The following is a 16,798-nucleotide window of genomic DNA, read 5'->3' as shown; positions in this document are numbered from 1 at the left end:
CCTAGACGCGGTTTTTCGCCGGCATTCGGCAAGGACGGGCTATCGCGGAATTGCAGGGACGTTGACGGTGATCGTTCGACATCGAGGTCTTTCCTGGCGCGAGCGTTCCGCCTACATCCTCTAGCGGCTAGAGGAGCAAGGGACGCCATGCAGGAATTCTCGATCGGCGAGGCTGCGAAGCGCAGCGGCGTGAAGATCCCCACGGTCCGTTACTACGAACAGATCGGGCTGTTGCCCGCCCCGCCCCGCAGCGAGGGTAACCGGCGTCGCTTCGACGAAGGCGACCTGCGTCGCCTCGCCTTCATCCGGCACGCCCGGGAACTCGGCTTCGAGGTCGACGCGATCCGCACGCTGCTTTCGTTGCAGGATCGGCCGGATCAATCCTGCGCGGCCGCGGACGAGATCGCCCGCGCGCGCCTTCAGGACGTCAGGCAGCGCATCGACAGCCTGACGGCCCTGGGCGCCGAGCTTGAACGCATGGTGGCGAGTTGCGCGCACGGTAGCGTCGACCAGTGCCGCGTCATCGAGGTCCTCGCGGACCACGGGCAGTGTCGGCACCACGACAAGGGGCAGGCCGTGGACCGGCGGCTCGGTCGATGACCCTATCGCACACCGATCCGGGCTTGCGCAGGGTCGTTCGCCTCGTCGGCTTCCTCAACCTCGGCTATTTCGGCGTCGAGTTCGCCGTGGCCCTCGCCATAGGCTCGGTGTCGCTCTTCGCAGACTCTATCGATTTTCTTGAGGACGCATCGGTCAACTTCCTGATCCTCGCCGCGCTCAGCTGGAGCGCCAGCCACCGCGCCCGCGTCGGGATGGCCTTAGCGGGGATCCTGCTCGTTCCGGGGCTGGCGACGCTCTGGATGGCGTGGGACAAGTTCAACGTTCCGGTTCCGCCAGCCCCGGTTCCGCTCTCGCTAGCCGGCACGGGGGCGCTGGTCGTCAACCTTTCCTGCGCCTTCATGCTCGCACGGTACCGGGCGCGCGGGGGGAGCCTCACCCGCGCCGCGTTCCTCTCGTCCCGCAACGACGCCTTGGCCAATGTCGCCATCGTCTCAGCCGGATTGTTTACGGCGTTCGTCTGGCCGTCCGCCTGGCCGGACCTCATCGTCGGCCTCGGCATCGCGGTCCTGAACGTGGATGCCGCCCGGGAGGTCTGGACGGCGGCGCGGGAGGAGCACGCGTCGGCGGGGGCATGATCCTCAACCTGCTTCTTCGCGCGCGCACTCGATCCTGAGCGCCTCGGCCACGTGGCCGATCAGGATCATCGCCGAAGCGGTGGACGCAGCAGGACGATCAGCCCTCCCGCAACAAGCACGTTCAAGAGGGCCAGCGCCGTGATCGCGGCCATGCTCCAGGCCGGTCCGGCCCCTTCCAGCAGGAGGGAGCCCGCCCAGGGCGCGACGGCCTGCGCGAGGAGGTTGGCATCGCGATCCTTCCCATCAGGGCCGGGTAACGCTCCGGACCGTAGATCGCGAGCGGAAGCGTTCGCCGCACGATGCTCTCAGCCCAACGCCGGCCCCATACAGCAACAGGGACGGCAGGATCAGGATACCTCCCCACCAAAGCGCCCCAAGCCCCGACGCGACCAGCGCCGTGGCGACCACATTGGTCAGGGCGGGATGATGTCGCTTGGCGACGGCCAGTTCGATCGCTCGCGCGCCGACCTGGGCGGGTCCGACCAGTGCGCCCAGGGTCACGGCCGTCTCCAGGCCGACCCCCTTGCCTTGCAACACCGTCAGCAGGTGCACCGAGATGATCGTCGAGATCACCGAGGCGAGCGTGACCGTCGTCGCGAGCGCCGGGAACACTCGGCCGACTGACGCCTGAACGGTCGTAGTGTCCAAGGGGACCGGCGTTTCCCGCACCGGAGGGGGTTTCTTCGGCAGGGCGAAGACGTAGATCGGAAGGGACATGCCGACCTGAATGGCGGCGTAGGTTAGGCATGCGCCGCGCCATCCGAGATGCGCCTCCAGGTAGGCCGAGAGCGGCCAGCATACGGTGCTGGCGAAGCCGCCGAACAAGGTCAGGGCGGTGATCGCCGGCCGGGCGTCCCGGCCGTACAGGCGGCCGAGGGTGGCGAAGGCGGGATCGTAGAGGCCGGCCCCCATGCCGAGGCCGATGACAAGCCATGCCACCAGGAACGTCGGAAGCGTGTGGGCCGTCGACAAACCGAGCAGACCGGCCCCGAGCAGGACCGCGCCGGTGGCCAGGACCGGCCGACCGCCCTTGAGCGCGATGGCCCGGCCGACGAGCGGGGACGCCGCCCCGGCGGTCAGGAGGCCGCAGGATAGACCCCCGATCTCCCCAGCGAGCGACCAGCCGGTGTCGCGCACGATGAGCCCGGCGAGGACCGCCAGGAGATAGTAGCTCGATCCCCAAGCCAAAATTTGCCCGACGCCCAGGGCGGCGATGACGAGCGGGCGAGAGGCATGTTTCACAAGCTAGCCGAGCGGGGAGCCTCCCCCCTCATAGCGCCTTGTCCAGCGAGAGCCGGGCCTCGACCTTGGCGGCCTCCTCCTTCCGCTCGGAATAGCTGTCGGTGAATTGGTCGACGTGAGGGCGCAGCAGCACCGTAAAGCGGACCAGTTCCTCCATCACGTCGACGATCCGATCGTAGTAGGGCGAGGGCCTCATGCGGCCGTTCTCGAACTCCTTAAAAGCCATGGCCACGCTGCTCTGATTCGGGATCGTGACCATGCGCATCCAGCGACCGAGTAGGCGCAAGGTATTGACGGAGCTGAACGATTGGCTCCCGCCCGACACCTGCATCACCGCCAGCGTCCGCCCCTGGGTCGGCCGCCTGGCGCCGATGCTCAGGGGGAGGTGGTCGACCTCGACCTTCATGAGGCCGGTGACCTGGCCGTGGCGCTCGGGGCTGCACCAGACCTGGCCCTCCGACCAGAGGGAAAGCTCGCGAAGCTCATGGACGGCCGGGTGGTCGTCGCCCTTCACCTGTTCCGGGAACGGCAGGTCGGACGGGTCGAAGATCCTCGGCTCCGCTCCGAAGCAGCGGAGCAGGCGCGCGGCCTCCTCGGTCGCCAGCCGGGAATAAGACGTCTCGCGCAAGGAGCCGTAGAGCAGCAGGATCCTGGGAGGATGATCTGCGGGCCCGAGGCCGAGCGCCGGCCGCTCCACGGCGTAACGACGGTCCAAGGCCGGCAGGTGGTCAGGGTCGGCAAGGGTGCGAATGCGGGACATGGCGGCGCTCATGGGCGGGACCGATCAAGGGCAGCCAGGCGGCGAGCGCCAGAAGCGTGACGAGGAGCACGGGCGGGGTGATGACGAGGCCGACCAACATGCATTGGCCCCACGTTATGCGCTGGCCCTTGGTGCCCAGCACATGCAGCCAGAGCAGCGTCGCGAGGCTGCCGATGGGCGTGAACTTGGGTCCAAGGTCGCAGCCGATCACGTTGGCGTAGACCATGAGTTCCCGCGTCATCGGCGACAGGTCGGGGGCCTGCTGGATCGACAGCGCGCCGACCAGCACGCTCGGCATGTTGTTCATGAAGGACGACAGGATCGCGGCGGCGAAGCCCGTCCCGACCGTGGCGACCCACGGCCCCCGCCCACCGAGCCAGGTCAGTCCCTGGGCGAGGTGGTCGGTGAGGCCAGCGTTCCTCAGCCCGTAGACGACGAGGTACATGCCGAGGCTGAACAGCACGATCTGCCAGGGCGCCCCGACCAGCACCTTTCGGATGGGGATGACGCCGCCCCGGCGGGCGAGCGCCAGGAGCGCCAGGGCCCCGGCGCAGGTCACGGCCGACACGGGCACGGAGAACGGCGCCGTGACGAAGTAGGCCAGCAGCAGGACGCCCAGCAGCGGGAATGCCGCCTTGAACACCAACGGGTCGCGGACGGCCTGGGCGGGCGGCTCCAGGCGGTCGACATCGTAGGAGGCCAGCACGTCCCGGCGGTAGTAGCCCCACAGCACGACAAGCGTGGCGATAAGGGCCACGACGTCGACGGGCACCATCACCGCCGCGTAGCGCCCGAAGCCGATGCCGAAATAGTTGCTGCTGACGATGTTGACGAGGTTCGATATCACCAGCGGCAGGGACGTCGAGTCGGCCACGAACCCGCAGGCGACGATGAAGGCGAGCGCCGCCGCCGGCTTGAATTCCAGCCGCAGCAGGATGGTCAGGACAATAGGGGTGAGGAGCAGCGCGGCCCCGTCGTTGGCGAAGACCGCCGCGATGGCGGCCCCGAGCAGGACGACGAGCGGGAACAGCAGGCGCCCTCGGCCTCCGCCCCAGCGCGCGACGTGCAGGGCCGCCCAATTGAAGAACCCGGCCTCGTCGAGCAGCAGCGATATGACGATCAGGGCCACGAATGTCCCGGTCGCGTCCCACACGATGTGCCACACGACGGGGATGTCACCGGGGTGGATCACGCCCAGGACGAAGGCCACGGCCGCGCCGATCAGGGCGCTCCAGCCGATGCCGAAGCCCCTCGGCTGCCAGATGACGAAGACGAGCGTGACGACGAAGATGGCGAACGCTAGCACGGGCACGGGCGGTTTCTTCTTGTCGGGCGACGCGTCGCCTAAAGAGTGATGCGACGCGTCAGCAGCGTGGCCGATGATGGGCACAGGCCGGCGGCTTGCCGGGTCGCCGCGATGGAGGCCGGGGCATTGGCGCGATCGAGCGGCCTGAAGCCGATCCGTTCGAAGAAGGGGGCCGCCGTGGTCGTCAGGGCGTAGGCTTGCCGCCCGCCCTCGTCGAAGGCGCGGCTCATGAGCAGCAAGGCCATGTTGCGGCCGATGCCCTTGCCTCGATGCTCGGGCCCGACCGCCATCGAGCGCAAGAGGACGTCCCTGCCGTAAAGCTCGAAGCCGCCGTAGCCGATCACGTCGCCACCGAGCAGCCGGAAGCGGAAGAAGGTGCGATCGGCGCCCTGTAGGTCGTCGACCAGGAGGTGGGTCGCCATGAGTGCGTCGACCAACTCGGGACCGGGCTCGATGCGTTCGTCGGTCAGGAACGCCGTGCCGTCGTCCTTGTGGAAGTCGCCGGGCGGCACGCTCGACAGCAGGTCGAGCACGGTCTCGGACGGGCGGCAGAGCTTCACCCGGTCGGGCGTGACGACGATCGGCCTGTTGATCAGGATCGGGTGCACCATCATGGCGTCGAGCAGGTCGTCGTCGGTCAGGGTGGCGTCGTCGAGGCCGAGGTCCTTGAAAGGCGTTCCCCTTTCCCGCATGGCGTCGCGGACGGTCATCCCCATTCGGGCGATGAGGTCCTGGAGGACCCCCTTGGTCGGCGGCGTTTTCAGGTATTCGATCACCTGAGGTTCGACGCCGGCGTGCCGGATCAGGGCCAACGTGTTGCGGGACGTGCCGCAGTCGGGGTTGTGGTAGAAGGTGACGTCAAGCATGCGCCGTCTCCTTGGGCGGGCAGCAGGCGAGGTCGGCCATGAGCGGGGCACACAATTCCGCCCGCCCGCCGCAGCAGTCCTTGACGAGGAACGTCATCAGAGCGCGCAGGCGATCAAGATCGGCCCGGTAGATGATCGAGCGACTGCGACGCTCGGACCTCACCAGGCCGGCGCGCGCCAGGATGTTGAGGTGGGTCGACATGGTGTTGTGCGGCACTGCCAGCTCGCGGGCGACCTCGCCGGCGGGAAGACCGTCCGGCTCGTGCCTCACCAGCAGCCGGAACGTGTCGAGGCGGGTCGACTGCGCCAGCGCCGCCAAGGCGAGGATCGTTTCTTCATTGTCCATATGTCGAGACTAACAGACAAATCACGTTGCCTCAAGCCTACCTCGTAGACCTCCGCGACGGAGCCGCTGACTCGAATCGAGTCGGTGCCGAAGCTCGAACGGTACCCGCATCCCGGCACCGGACGCCTTCCCTCCTTCGCCGCGAGCCCAAGTTGCCGCCCATTCCCGTCCGGCTTTCCTCCCGCTAGCCCGAGGCTGCCGCGATCCTCGGCCTCTCGGTCATGGCGTTGCAGGACCTATGCACCAAGGGGAAAGGCCCGATCCAGGTTCGCATCGGCAGGCGTGTCCTGTTCTTTTATCGGGACCTGAACGCCTGGGCCGCCGTCCATCGACCCGAAAAGGGCGTCTCGCTGCCCGATCCGGCATCGGTGCGGACAGGCATCCGCGAGGCAGCTTCCGCTCGCCCTCTCCGGTTGAGGAAGACCGTCCTCGAAGCGAGCTTCGAGACGTTCATCGAGCCGGCTCGGCCGCCGTTCGAGGGCGCCCCGCTATCCGGCGAGGCGCCCTCCTGTCAGTTTTGCTCGCGCCGCTTGCCACGAAACCACAGCAAGCTGTGGTCCTTGCCGTTCTCGTCGGCCAGCAAGCGGGCTTAGACCGGCGCCAGGAGGCTCGGGTCGTCAGCCGAACCCGGACTGCACCGTGGTCAGGGCCCCTACGGCGTTGACCAGAAGTCCGATCAAGACGGGCATGGAGAAAGCCGGCGGGTTGGGGAAGTGCTGGGAGGCGAACTGTCCGGGTTGATTGCCCACCCGCCGGGTGTCGAAACCGACAATTCCGATCGAAACGTAGTCTCCCGAACGAAAGGAGCCGCCCCGAGGGGCGGCCCAAGTCTAGGGAGGAAACGCCCAAGGAGGGCATGCAACCAAGAAGTTGCGAAGTGACCGTGCGGCTTGTTTCGCGTATTCGCAACCTTAATACCGGATATTAACCCCTCCAAAAACGAAAACCAGAAAGTCGATCTAAGATTCGAACTATTCCAATCGTCTTCGATTGCCCTCGCGCAGCGCGTCGCTGTACGCGAGGGCTCCCATGTTGTTTCCTTAGCACGAGTCGATGATGCTGGCGATCGAGTCGAATGGCGTCATCGCGCTTCGCCTGACCACGATGGCCTTCGGCGGGAGCGCCGCCCGGCACGAAGTGCTGCTCATGGTGCCGGAGAAGGTCGCCGCCTCCATCGAGGCGGCCACGACGCTCCTGACAGGCGGTTCGGCGCGGAGCGTGGTCGACCGCTATCGAGAGCACGTGCAGGCCAACTCGGCTCGCCTGTTGGCCGGCTGACGCTCTACCAACCGCCGTTCGTCCCCTCCCGGATGAGCGGCAAGCCCGGATTCCGTCAAAACCGCAATTGGATTTGTGTCGAATCTGAAACGGACCTCGTGACCGGCTTGCCGGCCCTGTGTCGCCGGTCGCCTAGTCACTCCGCCGGGGACAACCTCGGCGCCTGGGCCCGGATGCCCTGGGCAATGAGCGTGAGAACCGCCGTGATCCGCGCGTTGCGACGGTTGTCCTTGTGGGCGACCAGCCAGATGCCGGTGTCCGGCACTGGGGATGGCGTAACGACACGTATCAAGCCCGCTTCAGGATCGGCCCGAAACCGGGCAAGTCACGCCAGTCCGGCCCCGTAGAGGGCCCCGACCACCGCCGCTTCATGACCGGCGGTCTGCAAGGAGATGCGGGATCGCGGGGCGAGGGAGGCGAGCCAGTTTGTCTGGTCGGAGTCCTGGAGATCGTCGAGCTGCGCCACGATGTGGTGCCCCGGACATCCCGCTTCAAAGTCCATCTCGCCGTGCTGCTTGAGGTAGCCGGGGCTGGCATACAGGCCGAAGGCCATGCTGCCGATCCTACGAACGACGAGGTCGTGCTGGGTCGACGGCTTGAGCCGGACCGAGACGTCCGCCTCCCGCATCGGCAGGCTCAGCTCCCTCGCGGCCGGGATCAACTCCACCATGATGTCGGGGTGCTTGACGTGCATTTAGGCCAGGCACTCGGCGAGGACGTGGTTGGCGACGCTCTCGGCGCAGGTGACGCGGACGGAGCCTACCAGCCGCGTGTCACGCCCGCCCACCTCGCGTTCGAGCGCCAACGATCCGGTCTCGACACGTTCCGCTTCCGTCCGGACCCGCTCCCCGGCTGTGGTGGCGACGTAGCCGTCAGGTGTTCGGTTGAGGAGCCGGACGCCCAGGCTCGACTCCAGCGATGCCAAGCGTCGGCCGACTGTGGACTGGGCGACACCAAGCTCCTTCGCGGCGGCGACGAGGTTTCCGTGCCGCGCGACGGACAGGAAGAAGCGCAGATCGTCCCAGTCGAGCATCGCCGTCCCATCGAGTTCTTCAGCGTCCGGGTCGGCGGGTTTTCTGGCCCGCCGCTCCTCGGCACCCCCGTTTCGGAGGTGGCGTCAAAGGCGCGGCCGAAAGTATCGCGACCGCACGGCCGGATCAAAACGATCGGACGAGGGCGAACGTCCGAATTCCATGGAAAGGCTTCTCCGCACGGCGGTGCTGATCCGCGTGGGAGCACCGCGGACTCCCCCATCGCGGCACTTGCCGAAGCGGCTGAACCGACGACGGGCATTCACGTTCCGAATGCAAAAACGCGTTTCGAGTATCCAGATATTTGCGCTTTATTCGGGAAACCTGCCTTGTAACAGTAGTTGGCACAGGTCTTTTTGATCCTCGACGGGGCTAATCGATGCCGACGCGCAAGACCATGAACGTGTCCATGACGCCCGAGCTGGAGCGCTCCGTCGCGGCGCGCATCGCCGCCGGCCGCTACCGCACGGCGAGCGAGGTCGTCCGCGCCGCGTTGCGGCTCCTGGACAGGGAGGAGCCCATCGACGGTGTCCGTTCCCCGTCCGAACGCGAGGGGAGCGACGGCCATGTCTCACCAGCCCGGTAAATCAGGCGAGCAGAAGCACGCGGAATCCGAAATCGAAGGTTTCCGTGACGATCTCGGGCCGTTCGTCGTCGCCGCCGAGACGACACGGATGCCGATGGTGTTCTGCGACGCCCAGGCGCCGGGCAAGCCGATCGTCTTCGTCAACCAGGCCTTCCTCGACCTGACGGGCTACGGCGAACAGGAGGTGCTCGGCCAAAAATTCGACTTCCTGTTCCAAAGCGGCACCGACCCCGAGGCGCTGGCGGAAATCCAAACGGCCTTCGAGGGCGGACGAGGCCTGGATACGCCGGTCCGCTTCAATCGCAAGGACGGCGGCACGGTCTGGGTTTCCATCTTCATCAGCCCGGTCCGGGACGACAGCGGCACCGTGGTCCAGCACTTCGCCTCCTTCGTGGACATCACCAGGCGCGAGCAGGAACACGAACGCCTGCGGTCGCTCCTCGACGAACTCACCCATCGCACGCAGAACACGCTCGCCACGGTCCTGGCCATCGCCGGACAGACCTTGCGCGGCATGGCGGACGAGCAGGCCATCGACGCATTCGAGGGGCGCATCCTGGCGCTTTCGAAGACCCACTGCCTGCTCGGCGCGGAGAACTGGGACGAGGTCGGCCTGAGCGAGGTCCTCGAACAGACGCTGGAGCCCTTGGGCCTTCTCGAACGCGTCTCGATCGAGGGCGGCGAGGTTCCCCTCCATCCGAAGGAGGCGTTGACCCTTACGCTGGCCTTCCATGAGCTGGCCAGCAACGCCGTCTCACACGGCGCGCTGTCGACCCCTTTTGGAGGTAAGGTCGATGTCTCCTGGTTGCTCGAAGAAGCTCCAAAGGGCGATCGCATCCGGTTGCGTTGGCGCGAGAGCGGCGGGCCTCCGGTGTCCCCACCGTTGTCCAAGGGGTTCGGCAGGCGGCTGATCGAGGGAGGCCTGGCCCAGGACCTGAACGCCGACGTGCGCCTTGGCTTCGAACCGACCGGGGTCGTCTGCGAGATCGTGATGCCCGCTTCCGAAGGGACGGGCGGGTGAGCGCGGCGAACGGGCTGGATGGCCTGCGCATCCTCGTCGTCGAGGACGAGGTGATGGTGTCATGGATGCTGGAGGACATGCTTGGCCAACTGGGCTGCGCGGTCGTCGGCCCAGCCGCGCGTCGATCAGGCGCTCGCGATCATCGGCGCCGAGGATTTTGACGCGGCCATCCTCGACGTCAACCTGAACGGCGAGAAGAGCTACCCCGTGGCCGACGCGCTGGCGACACAGGGCGTGCCGTTCGTCTTCTCGACCGGCTACGGGCGGAAGGGCGTCGAGGATGCCTACCTTGCCTTTCCGATGCTGCGAAAGCCTTATAAGCGTTCCACGCTGGGCGATGCGCTTTCGATGTTGCTGATCCGTAGAGAGGGCGAGGCGCCGCAGACGAAAACATGGCCGGCGGTGTAGGACGCCAAACGCCTGCGGATCGCCACGGATGCGGTGGGTTTCGCGCTCTGGTCCTGGAACGTCGATACCGACGCGATCTTCATGGACGAGCGCGCGCACGACTCGTGGGAGGTCCGGTTGGGCCGGTCACGTTCCGAGACCTGTCCGCCCACATCCATCCCGAGGATCCCGACTGGATTCGGCCGCGTTCGCGTCGACGAGCGAAGTGCTGGGCGCCTACGAGGTCGACTTCCGCATCCTGGGGAACAAGGTTTGTTGGGTCTCTGCCCGGCCGGGGAGACGAGCAGGGTATCGTCGGTCGCCTCATGTTCGGGGTCTTCCTCGACGTCACCGAGCGCAAGATGGCGGAGGAGGCGCGCGAGATGATCGCGGGCGAGATGGGGCACCGGGTCAAGAACCTGTTCACGATCGCGTCCGCCCTGACCGTGATCTCCGAACGCTCGACGTCGACGACGAAGGAGATTTCGAAGGATCTCAGGCTGAGGCTGGCCGCCCTCAACCGCGCCCACGATTTCGTCCGGCCGGTCCTGGGCGATCCGAAAAGGGCCGCCCAACTCGGCGACCTGCTCGCGGTGCTGCTGGCCCCCTATGCCGGCGGCGGGCTCGACGGGGAGCGCGTCCGTATCGACGTACCGGAGTTGCTCGTCGGCGAAGCCTCGGCCACGACGCTGGCCCTCGTCGTCCACGAACTGGCGACGAACTCGATCAAGTACGGATCCCTTTCGACCGCGACCGGGACGCTCGACGTTTCCTGCGTCGGCGACGACCACGGGGCGGTGGTTACCTGGAGGGAACGGGGCGGCCCCGAAGTGTCGCCTCCGAACGAGCAAGCCGGCTTCGGCAGCCGGCTAATGATCAATGCCGTGGTGGGCCAACTCGGCGGCACCATCGTCTTCGAATGGTTTTCCGAGGGCGTCACGGTCGTCCTGAGGACCAGCAGGGCCAGGCTCGGAGGGTGACGGTTCGCGGCGCCTGCAACCTTCTCTTCGTGGACGTCGTATCCGATGTGGGACGGACGTGCTTCGATCGACCAAGACGAATGGGGTCGGCGCTCGACGTTCCGTTCCCACGCAAAACCCGGAAACCATCGATGACGAAGAACATTCCGATCGCCGCGATCGGGGCCTGCCTGCTGCTTTCGTTTCATTCCCCCGCGCAGGCCGCCGCGAAAAAGCATCAGGTGACGGATGCGGAGCAGGCCGCGTGCGGTCCCGACGTCACCAGCCTCTGCGGCAATGCCGGGGAAGACGAGGACAAGATACTGACTTGCATGAAGGCCAATCGAGCCAGCCTGACGGCAACCTGCCGGCCCGTGTTCGAGGAAGGAATGCGTCGCCGAGGGCTGCGGTGATTCGTTTCAAAGCGGCGGCATGACGGGCATGCTCAACGTGTTTCGCGCCGCGCCCGGCGACATCGCCCGAACGGTCGTTGAGTTTGCGGTTGGCGGGCCTGGTGCAATTCGTGGCTTGCGGGAACAACGATGAACGACAACGGCCGCCTGCTGCGTTGGGCACCCTGGCTGACGGGCTCCATTCTGGTGGCGTCCCTGGCCGTCGCGGTATGGGCCTACCTGCGCGACCAAGGCCATCGGCAAGCGCTCGAACACGACCGGTCGCTGATCGTCACCACGGAACGCCTCCTGTCTGCCCTGAAGGACGTCGAGACGGGAGAACGGGGCTTCGTCATCACGGGGCGCGAAAACTACCTGGAACCTTACGGTTCGGGCGTCGCCGCCGTGCCGCCGGACAGGGCCAAGGTCGCGGCGTTGGTCGGCCCGGACGCCGACAAGCTCTCCGGCATCGTCGCCGATCGCCTGAAAGAGGCGGCCGACACGATCTCCACCTATCGTCAGCAGGGCCCGGCGGCCGGGGCGGCCAGCATCGATTCGGGGCGGGGCAAGACCCTGATGGACCAGGTGCGCGTCGAGGTCGCGCGCTTCCAGCACGATGCGGAAGACCGCGTAGCAGCCATCGCCATCGAGCTACGTCGCGATGACGTCCCGCGCAAGCCGCCGGTTAGAGCCCGTGAGCGTTCCGCGTGGTGTGCGACTTGATAGACCATGATCGTATCGGTCAGCGCTGCGACACCATCCGTAAGCTGGACCTGCCGCGAGCCGTGTTTCGGAGGACAGCCCGTTGCCGGGGCAGCCCAGGACGGAAAGGCTCCGTCAAACCTGCAATCAATCGGCCTTCCATTTCACAAGGGCGTCGCACGTCTTCGCTTGTCATGGCTCTTGCAGCCAAGGCAAACTTCGCATGCTAGCGTCCGGGGCCTGCTCAGGAGAGCTGACAACAGGGGTCCGCGTGCGGCCTCATGGATGGGACATGAACGAGTACCAGGAAAGCATAGCGGACACACCGGAGCGTACGGCTTCCGAGCGTCACATCGAGTCCGTTCGTGCGGAGGGTGGCTTCTTCGTCGAGGCCGTCCGGGTGACCCGAATGCCGATGATGGTGACCGACGCCCGGCTCCCCGGAAACCCGATCGTGTTCGCCAACGCCGCGTTCACCAAGCTGTCGGGTTACACGGTGGAGGAACTCATCGGCCAAGATCCCCACTTCATGAACGGGGCGAAGACCGATCCCGAGGCCATCCGACAGTACAAGGCCGCAATCGCCCAGGATCGCGACGAGACATTGGAGATCGTACAGTACCGAAAGGATGGCTCGCCGTTCTGGGCCATGCTGTTCGCAAGCCCCCTCCACGATGGACAAGGTACGGTTAGCCAACATTTCCTGTCCTACCTGGACGTCACCCGGCGGCATGACGCGGAGACGGATCTTCGGGCCTTGACGGCGAGCCTGGAAGCGCGTGTCGCCGAGCGCACCCGGGAGCTTGAGGCGGCCAACGAACGCCTGACCAAGCTCGCGGCCGAGCGAGAGATGCTCATGGTTGAGGTCAACCATCGGGCGAAGAACAGCCTCGCGATCGCCGCCTCCCTTGTGGCGCTCCAGGGACGTCGGCAGCCCGACAAGGACGTCAGGGCGCTGTTCGATGCCACCCAGGACCGCCTCAACGCGATGGCCCGGGTTCACGACCTGCTCAGCAAGTCCGAGCACGCCCAACACGTCGATCTTGCGACCTACGTGCGTGACCTTTGCGAGTCCCTGAAGTTGATCATGGAGGACGATGGTCGCATACGGCTGGAGACGCATGCGGAAGACGGTCTTCTCGTCGAGGCCGACACGGCGGTTCCCCTCGGCATCGTGCTCACCGAACTCGTCCTCAACGCGGTGAAGTATGCGTTCCCGGCACCCGCGTCGGGCACGATCGTGACCTATGCCCAGCGCAAGGGTCCGGGGGTGGCGGAGATCGTCGTCCAGGACGACGGTGCCGGGATGGAAACTGTCAGGGAGGGCTCGCTTGGCTTTGGCCTGGTGAAATCTCTCGTGCAGCAGATCAATGGCCAACTGGACATCGACACCGATGCGGGGGTGAGGGTGGCGATCTCGTTCCCCACCACGATCTAGGTTCGCTGCGGCGTGGAAGAAGGCCGCGTGTGAAGCAGTCGAATGAGTCGACCTTTCGGCGCCGGGAGGGCGTTGGACTGGATGACCGGAAACAACTCACGGCCCCTCGACGCCTCCACGCTCACATTTAACTGGAACGCCCTGTCGCTTGGTAGTGCCGATGCCACGCGCCCGGGAGAGCGATCCGATATGGAACGCGTCACGTCCAGCAGAGCATTCGACGCAGTTGAGTTGTCAATCGCATGATCCAGGGCAGACCGGAGTTAGGGTGGCTTTCCGGCCCGAGTGAGATGGTATCGCTCATCCGCTCCCACCCCTGGGCGACGACGTCGCTCGGAGCGGTAGAGGGCTGGCCGAAAGGCCTCACCGCCATACTCGGCATGATGGTGTCGGGCGGCTTTCCCGCGATCGCCCTTTGGGGTCCGGACCTGATCCAAATCTACAACGACGGCTATCGCGAGTTGATGGGGCACCGCCATCCCGCCGGCCTGGGGCAGCCGACCCTGCAATGCTGGCCCGAAGTCGCCCACATCAACGAGCCGATCTACGCCCGCGTTCTAGCGGGTGAGGCGCTGAATTTCGAGGACGCGCTTTACCCCATTCGCCGGAACGGGCGTATCGAGGACGCCTACTTCACGCTGTCGTACAGCCCCCTGCGGGAGGATGAGGGCAAGGTCGCGGGCGTGCTCGTCACGGTTGTCGAGACGACGGCGCGCGTGACTGCCGAGGCGAAGCTGCGCGACAGCGAACATCGGCTCAGTCAGATGTTCGAGCAGGCACCGACATTCATGGCGCTCCTGCGGGAACCGAACCACACGTTCGAGCGCGTCAACCCCGGATATACGAAGCTGATCGGCGGGCGCGAAGTCGTTGGCCTGTCGGTGGCTGAGGCGCTCCCGGAAGCGGCTGGACAAGGGTATATCGACCTCCTGGATCAGGTCTACCGAAGCGGCGAGCCGTTCGCGGCCAGAGGGGCGAAGATCGCCATCGTTGCGGAGCCGGGCGGCCCGGTGGTGGATCACTATGTCGACTTCGTGTACCAGCCGATCAAGACGGCGGCGGGCGAGGTCACGGGCATCTTCGTCGAGGGCGCGGACGTCACCGACAGGACGCTCGCCGAGGCGGCCTTGCGGGAGAGCGAGGCGCGTTTCCGGGTCATGGCGGACTCGGTTCCGCAGATGATCTGGATCACCGACCCTGAAGGACGAGTCGAATTCTTCAATCGCCAGTGGACATCGTACACTGGCGTGGCATTCGAGCCGGTCACCGCGGCGGAGGTCGCGAAAGACCTCGTCCACCCCGAAGACGCCGCCGCCACCATGGACGCCTTCGACCAGGCGCGGCGAACGGGCGGGGTCTTCGCCGTCGAGAACCGCATACGTTCCGCCACGGGCGAATACCGGTGGTTCCTGGCCCGCGCGGAACCCTACCGGGACGTGCAATTCGGCGAGGTGACCCGTTGGTTCGGAACGTCCGTCGATATCCATGACCGCGTCGTCGCCGAAGGCCGAATGCGCGATCTGAACGCCAGGCTGGAGCGCAGCGTCGAGGAACGTACGGCGGAACGCGACCTGCTGGCCAACGTGGTCCAGGCGACGGACGTCATGATCATGGTCATCGACCTCGACTACAAGATCCTCGCCATCAACAAGGCCAACGCCGATGAATTCCAACGCATCTACGGAGTGCTCCCGGTCGTCGGCGACAACATGCTCGACCTCCTTGCCGACCAGCCCGAGCATCGGGAACAGGTCAGGGTCGGCTGGGAGCGCGGGCTTGCCGGCGAAGAGATCACCTTCATCGAGGAGTTCGGCGATCCGGATCGCGTTCGCCCCTATTACGAGGTCAAGTTCCGGACGCTCCGGAACGAGCACGGCGAACGGGTTGGCTGCTACCAGTTCGCTACCGACGTGACCGAACGCCTCCGCAAGCAGGCGGATTTGGCGGAGGCACAGGAGACCGTTCGGCAGGCCCAGAAAATGGAAGCGGTCGGCCAACTCACCGGCGGCGTGGCGCACGACTTCAACAATCTGCTCACCATCATTCGGTCGTCCGTGGACCTGCTGCGCCGGCCCGGCTTGGCCGAAGAGCGGCGCCGCCGCTACGTCGATGCCGTCTCCGACACCGTGGACCGTGCCGCCAAGCTGACGGGGCAACTCCTCGCCTTCGCCCGACGCCAGGCGCTGACCCCCGAGGTGTTCGAGGTCGGCGCGCGACTGCGCTCCATCGCCGACCTTCTCGACAACGTCACTGGCGCGCGCATCCTCATCCTGATCGAAACTGTTGGGCGACCTTGTTACGTCCGGGCCGACGTCAGCCAGTTCGAGACGGCGCTGGTCAACCTGGCCGTGAACGCCCGCGACGCCATGGATGGCGAGGGAACCGTCACCCTGCGGGTCGATGGCGGCGGGCCCATGCCGCCCATTCGCGGGCACGCCGGTGCGAAGGGGTCATTCGTCACGATCTCGCTGGCGGACACGGGCCCGGGAATTCGCGGCGAGGACCTGGCCCGCATCTTCGAGCCGTTCTTCACGACCAAGAAGGTCGGAAAGGGAACCGGACTCGACCTGTCCCAGGTGTTCGGTTTCACTAAGCAATCCGGCGGCGACGTCGCGGTTGAGAGCGCACCGGGACAAGGGGCGACCTTCACGCTGTACCTGCCAGAAGTCACTCCGCCAATCGAAGTCATCGACACGATCGGTTCGCGTGACCTCGCTCCCTCCCCGGACGGTGGCGGCAGGCGGGTGCTGGTTGTCGAGGACAACGTGGAGGTCGGACGGTTCTCGACGCAGATCCTCCAGGACCTAGGCTACGTGACGACCTGGGTCGGGACGGGCGAGGAAGCCCTCGATGTGATCGGCCGCGAGGGCGCCGGGTTCGACGTCGTTTTCTCGGACGTCGTCATGCCCGGCATGGGAGGCGTGGAACTAGCCAAGGTCCTGCGCGATCGGTATCCGAAGCTGCCTATCCTCCTCACCAGCGGCTACAGTCACGTGTTGGCGCAGGAGGGACCGCACGGGTTCGAGCTGCTGCACAAGCCGTACTCGGCCGACCAACTCTCCCGAATGCTCCAGCGGGTGTCACGCACCGGCACGCCCCCTAAGTAGAAGCCTTGGGCCGTATCGGCTTGCTACCACTCGACACGGTTCTCACCGGACCGTGACCTTTCGGACGTGGCGGTGCGTTGGCCTGCATGACACAGTCTCATCCGCCCATCCTCGACGCCTCCGCCGTGATCTTCGACGTCGACGGGACCCTAGTCGACAGCGTCGACTTCCACGCCGAGGC

20 protein-coding genes are annotated in these 16,798 nt (G+C 66.2%); 12 read left to right on the top strand and 8 right to left on the bottom strand.

Annotated elements, in window-relative coordinates; all coding sequences use genetic code 11:
* The first annotated feature begins 147 nt into the window (after nt 1-147).
* Nucleotides 148-600 carry a MerR family transcriptional regulator gene (locus M8523_RS30525; RefSeq protein WP_282588621.1) on the top strand — a complete coding sequence of 151 codons (453 nt, stop codon included), beginning with the start codon at nt 148-150 and terminating at the stop codon, nt 598-600.
* Nucleotides 597-1,196, top strand: coding sequence for a cation efflux transmembrane domain-containing protein (locus M8523_RS30520; protein WP_282588620.1), 600 nt, complete (start codon nt 597-599; stop codon nt 1,194-1,196). The genes M8523_RS30525 and M8523_RS30520 overlap by 4 nt, the downstream gene beginning before the upstream one ends.
* Before the next feature lie 243 nt (nt 1,197-1,439).
* Here M8523_RS30520 and M8523_RS30515 read toward each other — a convergent pair whose 3' ends face one another.
* From M8523_RS30515 to M8523_RS30495, 5 genes are read right to left on the bottom strand one after another with little or no spacing between them, the layout of a single operon-like run.
* Nucleotides 1,440-2,438 carry an MFS transporter gene (locus M8523_RS30515; RefSeq protein ID WP_345894333.1) on the bottom strand — a complete coding sequence of 333 codons (999 nt, stop codon included), beginning with the start codon at nt 2,436-2,438 and terminating at the stop codon, nt 1,440-1,442.
* A 28-nt stretch (nt 2,439-2,466) separates the two neighbouring features.
* Nucleotides 2,467-3,198 carry an arsenical resistance protein ArsH gene (arsH, locus tag M8523_RS30510; RefSeq protein ID WP_282588619.1) on the bottom strand — a complete coding sequence of 244 codons (732 nt, stop codon included), beginning with the start codon at nt 3,196-3,198 and terminating at the stop codon, nt 2,467-2,469.
* Entirely contained in the window at nt 3,167-4,504 is a 1,338-nt protein-coding gene (locus M8523_RS30505; RefSeq protein ID WP_282588642.1) for an arsenic transporter, read from the bottom strand. Before M8523_RS30505 ends, arsH begins: the two co-directional genes overlap by 32 nt.
* 38 nt (nt 4,505-4,542) lie before the next feature.
* Nucleotides 4,543-5,370, bottom strand: a complete 828-nt coding sequence (arsC, locus tag M8523_RS30500; protein ID WP_282588618.1) for an arsenate reductase (glutaredoxin) — start codon at nt 5,368-5,370, stop codon at nt 4,543-4,545.
* Nucleotides 5,363-5,716, bottom strand: a complete 354-nt coding sequence (locus M8523_RS30495; RefSeq protein ID WP_282588617.1) for an ArsR/SmtB family transcription factor — start codon at nt 5,714-5,716, stop codon at nt 5,363-5,365. The genes arsC and M8523_RS30495 overlap by 8 nt, the downstream gene beginning before the upstream one ends.
* Before the next feature lie 203 nt (nt 5,717-5,919).
* On the opposite strand from M8523_RS30495, the gene M8523_RS36930 reads away from it, so the two are divergent.
* Both M8523_RS36930 and M8523_RS30490 read left to right on the top strand, forming a co-directional pair.
* Entirely contained in the window at nt 5,920-6,309 is a 390-nt protein-coding gene (locus M8523_RS36930; protein ID WP_428351665.1) for a helix-turn-helix transcriptional regulator, read from the top strand.
* A gap of 463 nt (nt 6,310-6,772) precedes the next feature.
* Nucleotides 6,773-6,994 (top strand): hypothetical protein, encoded by a 222-nt coding sequence (locus tag M8523_RS30490; protein WP_282588616.1) that lies wholly within the window; start codon nt 6,773-6,775, stop codon nt 6,992-6,994.
* 136 nt (nt 6,995-7,130) lie between these two features.
* Here the strand turns inward: M8523_RS30490 and M8523_RS30485 are convergent, their stop codons facing one another.
* From M8523_RS30485 to M8523_RS30475, 3 genes are read right to left on the bottom strand one after another with little or no spacing between them, the layout of a single operon-like run.
* Nucleotides 7,131-7,286, bottom strand: coding sequence for a hypothetical protein (locus tag M8523_RS30485; RefSeq protein ID WP_282588615.1), 156 nt, complete (start codon nt 7,284-7,286; stop codon nt 7,131-7,133).
* A gap of 33 nt (nt 7,287-7,319) precedes the next feature.
* Entirely contained in the window at nt 7,320-7,688 is a 369-nt protein-coding gene (locus M8523_RS30480) for a LysR substrate-binding domain-containing protein (RefSeq protein WP_282588614.1), read from the bottom strand.
* Nucleotides 7,689-8,027, bottom strand: a complete 339-nt coding sequence (locus M8523_RS30475) for a LysR family transcriptional regulator (RefSeq protein ID WP_282588613.1) — start codon at nt 8,025-8,027, stop codon at nt 7,689-7,691.
* Between the two features lie 377 nt (nt 8,028-8,404).
* On the opposite strand from M8523_RS30475, the gene M8523_RS30470 reads away from it, so the two are divergent.
* From M8523_RS30470 to M8523_RS30435, 8 genes are all read left to right on the top strand, one after another.
* On the top strand, nt 8,405-8,611 hold the full coding sequence (locus M8523_RS30470) for a type II toxin-antitoxin system ParD family antitoxin (protein ID WP_282588612.1): 207 nt from the start codon (nt 8,405-8,407) through the stop codon (nt 8,609-8,611).
* On the top strand, nt 8,592-9,632 hold the full coding sequence (locus M8523_RS30465; RefSeq protein WP_282588611.1) for a PAS domain-containing protein: 1,041 nt from the start codon (nt 8,592-8,594) through the stop codon (nt 9,630-9,632). Before M8523_RS30470 ends, M8523_RS30465 begins: the two co-directional genes overlap by 20 nt.
* An 81-nt stretch (nt 9,633-9,713) precedes the next feature.
* The gene (locus tag M8523_RS30460) at nt 9,714-10,040 is read left to right on the top strand and encodes a response regulator (protein WP_345894332.1); all 327 of its coding nucleotides are present in this window, start codon (nt 9,714-9,716) and stop codon (nt 10,038-10,040) included.
* A 305-nt stretch (nt 10,041-10,345) separates the two neighbouring features.
* Entirely contained in the window at nt 10,346-10,999 is a 654-nt protein-coding gene (locus M8523_RS30455; RefSeq protein ID WP_345894331.1) for a sensor histidine kinase, read from the top strand.
* 131 nt (nt 11,000-11,130) lie between these two features.
* Nucleotides 11,131-11,391 (top strand): hypothetical protein, encoded by a 261-nt coding sequence (locus M8523_RS30450; protein WP_282588610.1) that lies wholly within the window; start codon nt 11,131-11,133, stop codon nt 11,389-11,391.
* A 129-nt stretch (nt 11,392-11,520) separates the two neighbouring features.
* Nucleotides 11,521-12,093: a CHASE3 domain-containing protein gene (locus M8523_RS30445; RefSeq protein WP_282588609.1), complete on the top strand. Its 573-nt coding sequence runs from the start codon at nt 11,521-11,523 to the stop codon at nt 12,091-12,093.
* 271 nt (nt 12,094-12,364) lie between these two features.
* Complete coding sequence (locus tag M8523_RS30440; protein ID WP_282588608.1) at nt 12,365-13,510, top strand: histidine kinase dimerization/phosphoacceptor domain -containing protein; 1,146 nt, start codon at nt 12,365-12,367, stop codon at nt 13,508-13,510.
* A gap of 290 nt (nt 13,511-13,800) precedes the next feature.
* Nucleotides 13,801-16,617 carry a PAS domain-containing protein gene (locus M8523_RS30435; RefSeq protein WP_282588607.1) on the top strand — a complete coding sequence of 939 codons (2,817 nt, stop codon included), beginning with the start codon at nt 13,801-13,803 and terminating at the stop codon, nt 16,615-16,617.
* Nucleotides 16,618-16,798: the final 181 nt, after the last annotated feature.

This window comes from Lichenifustis flavocetrariae (genome assembly GCF_026130545.1).
Classification (GTDB): Bacteria; Pseudomonadota; Alphaproteobacteria; order Rhizobiales; family Beijerinckiaceae; genus Lichenihabitans; species Lichenihabitans flavocetrariae.
The sequence above is the reverse complement of the archived record's forward strand: the minus strand, read 5'-3'. Positions and strand labels throughout refer to the sequence as shown.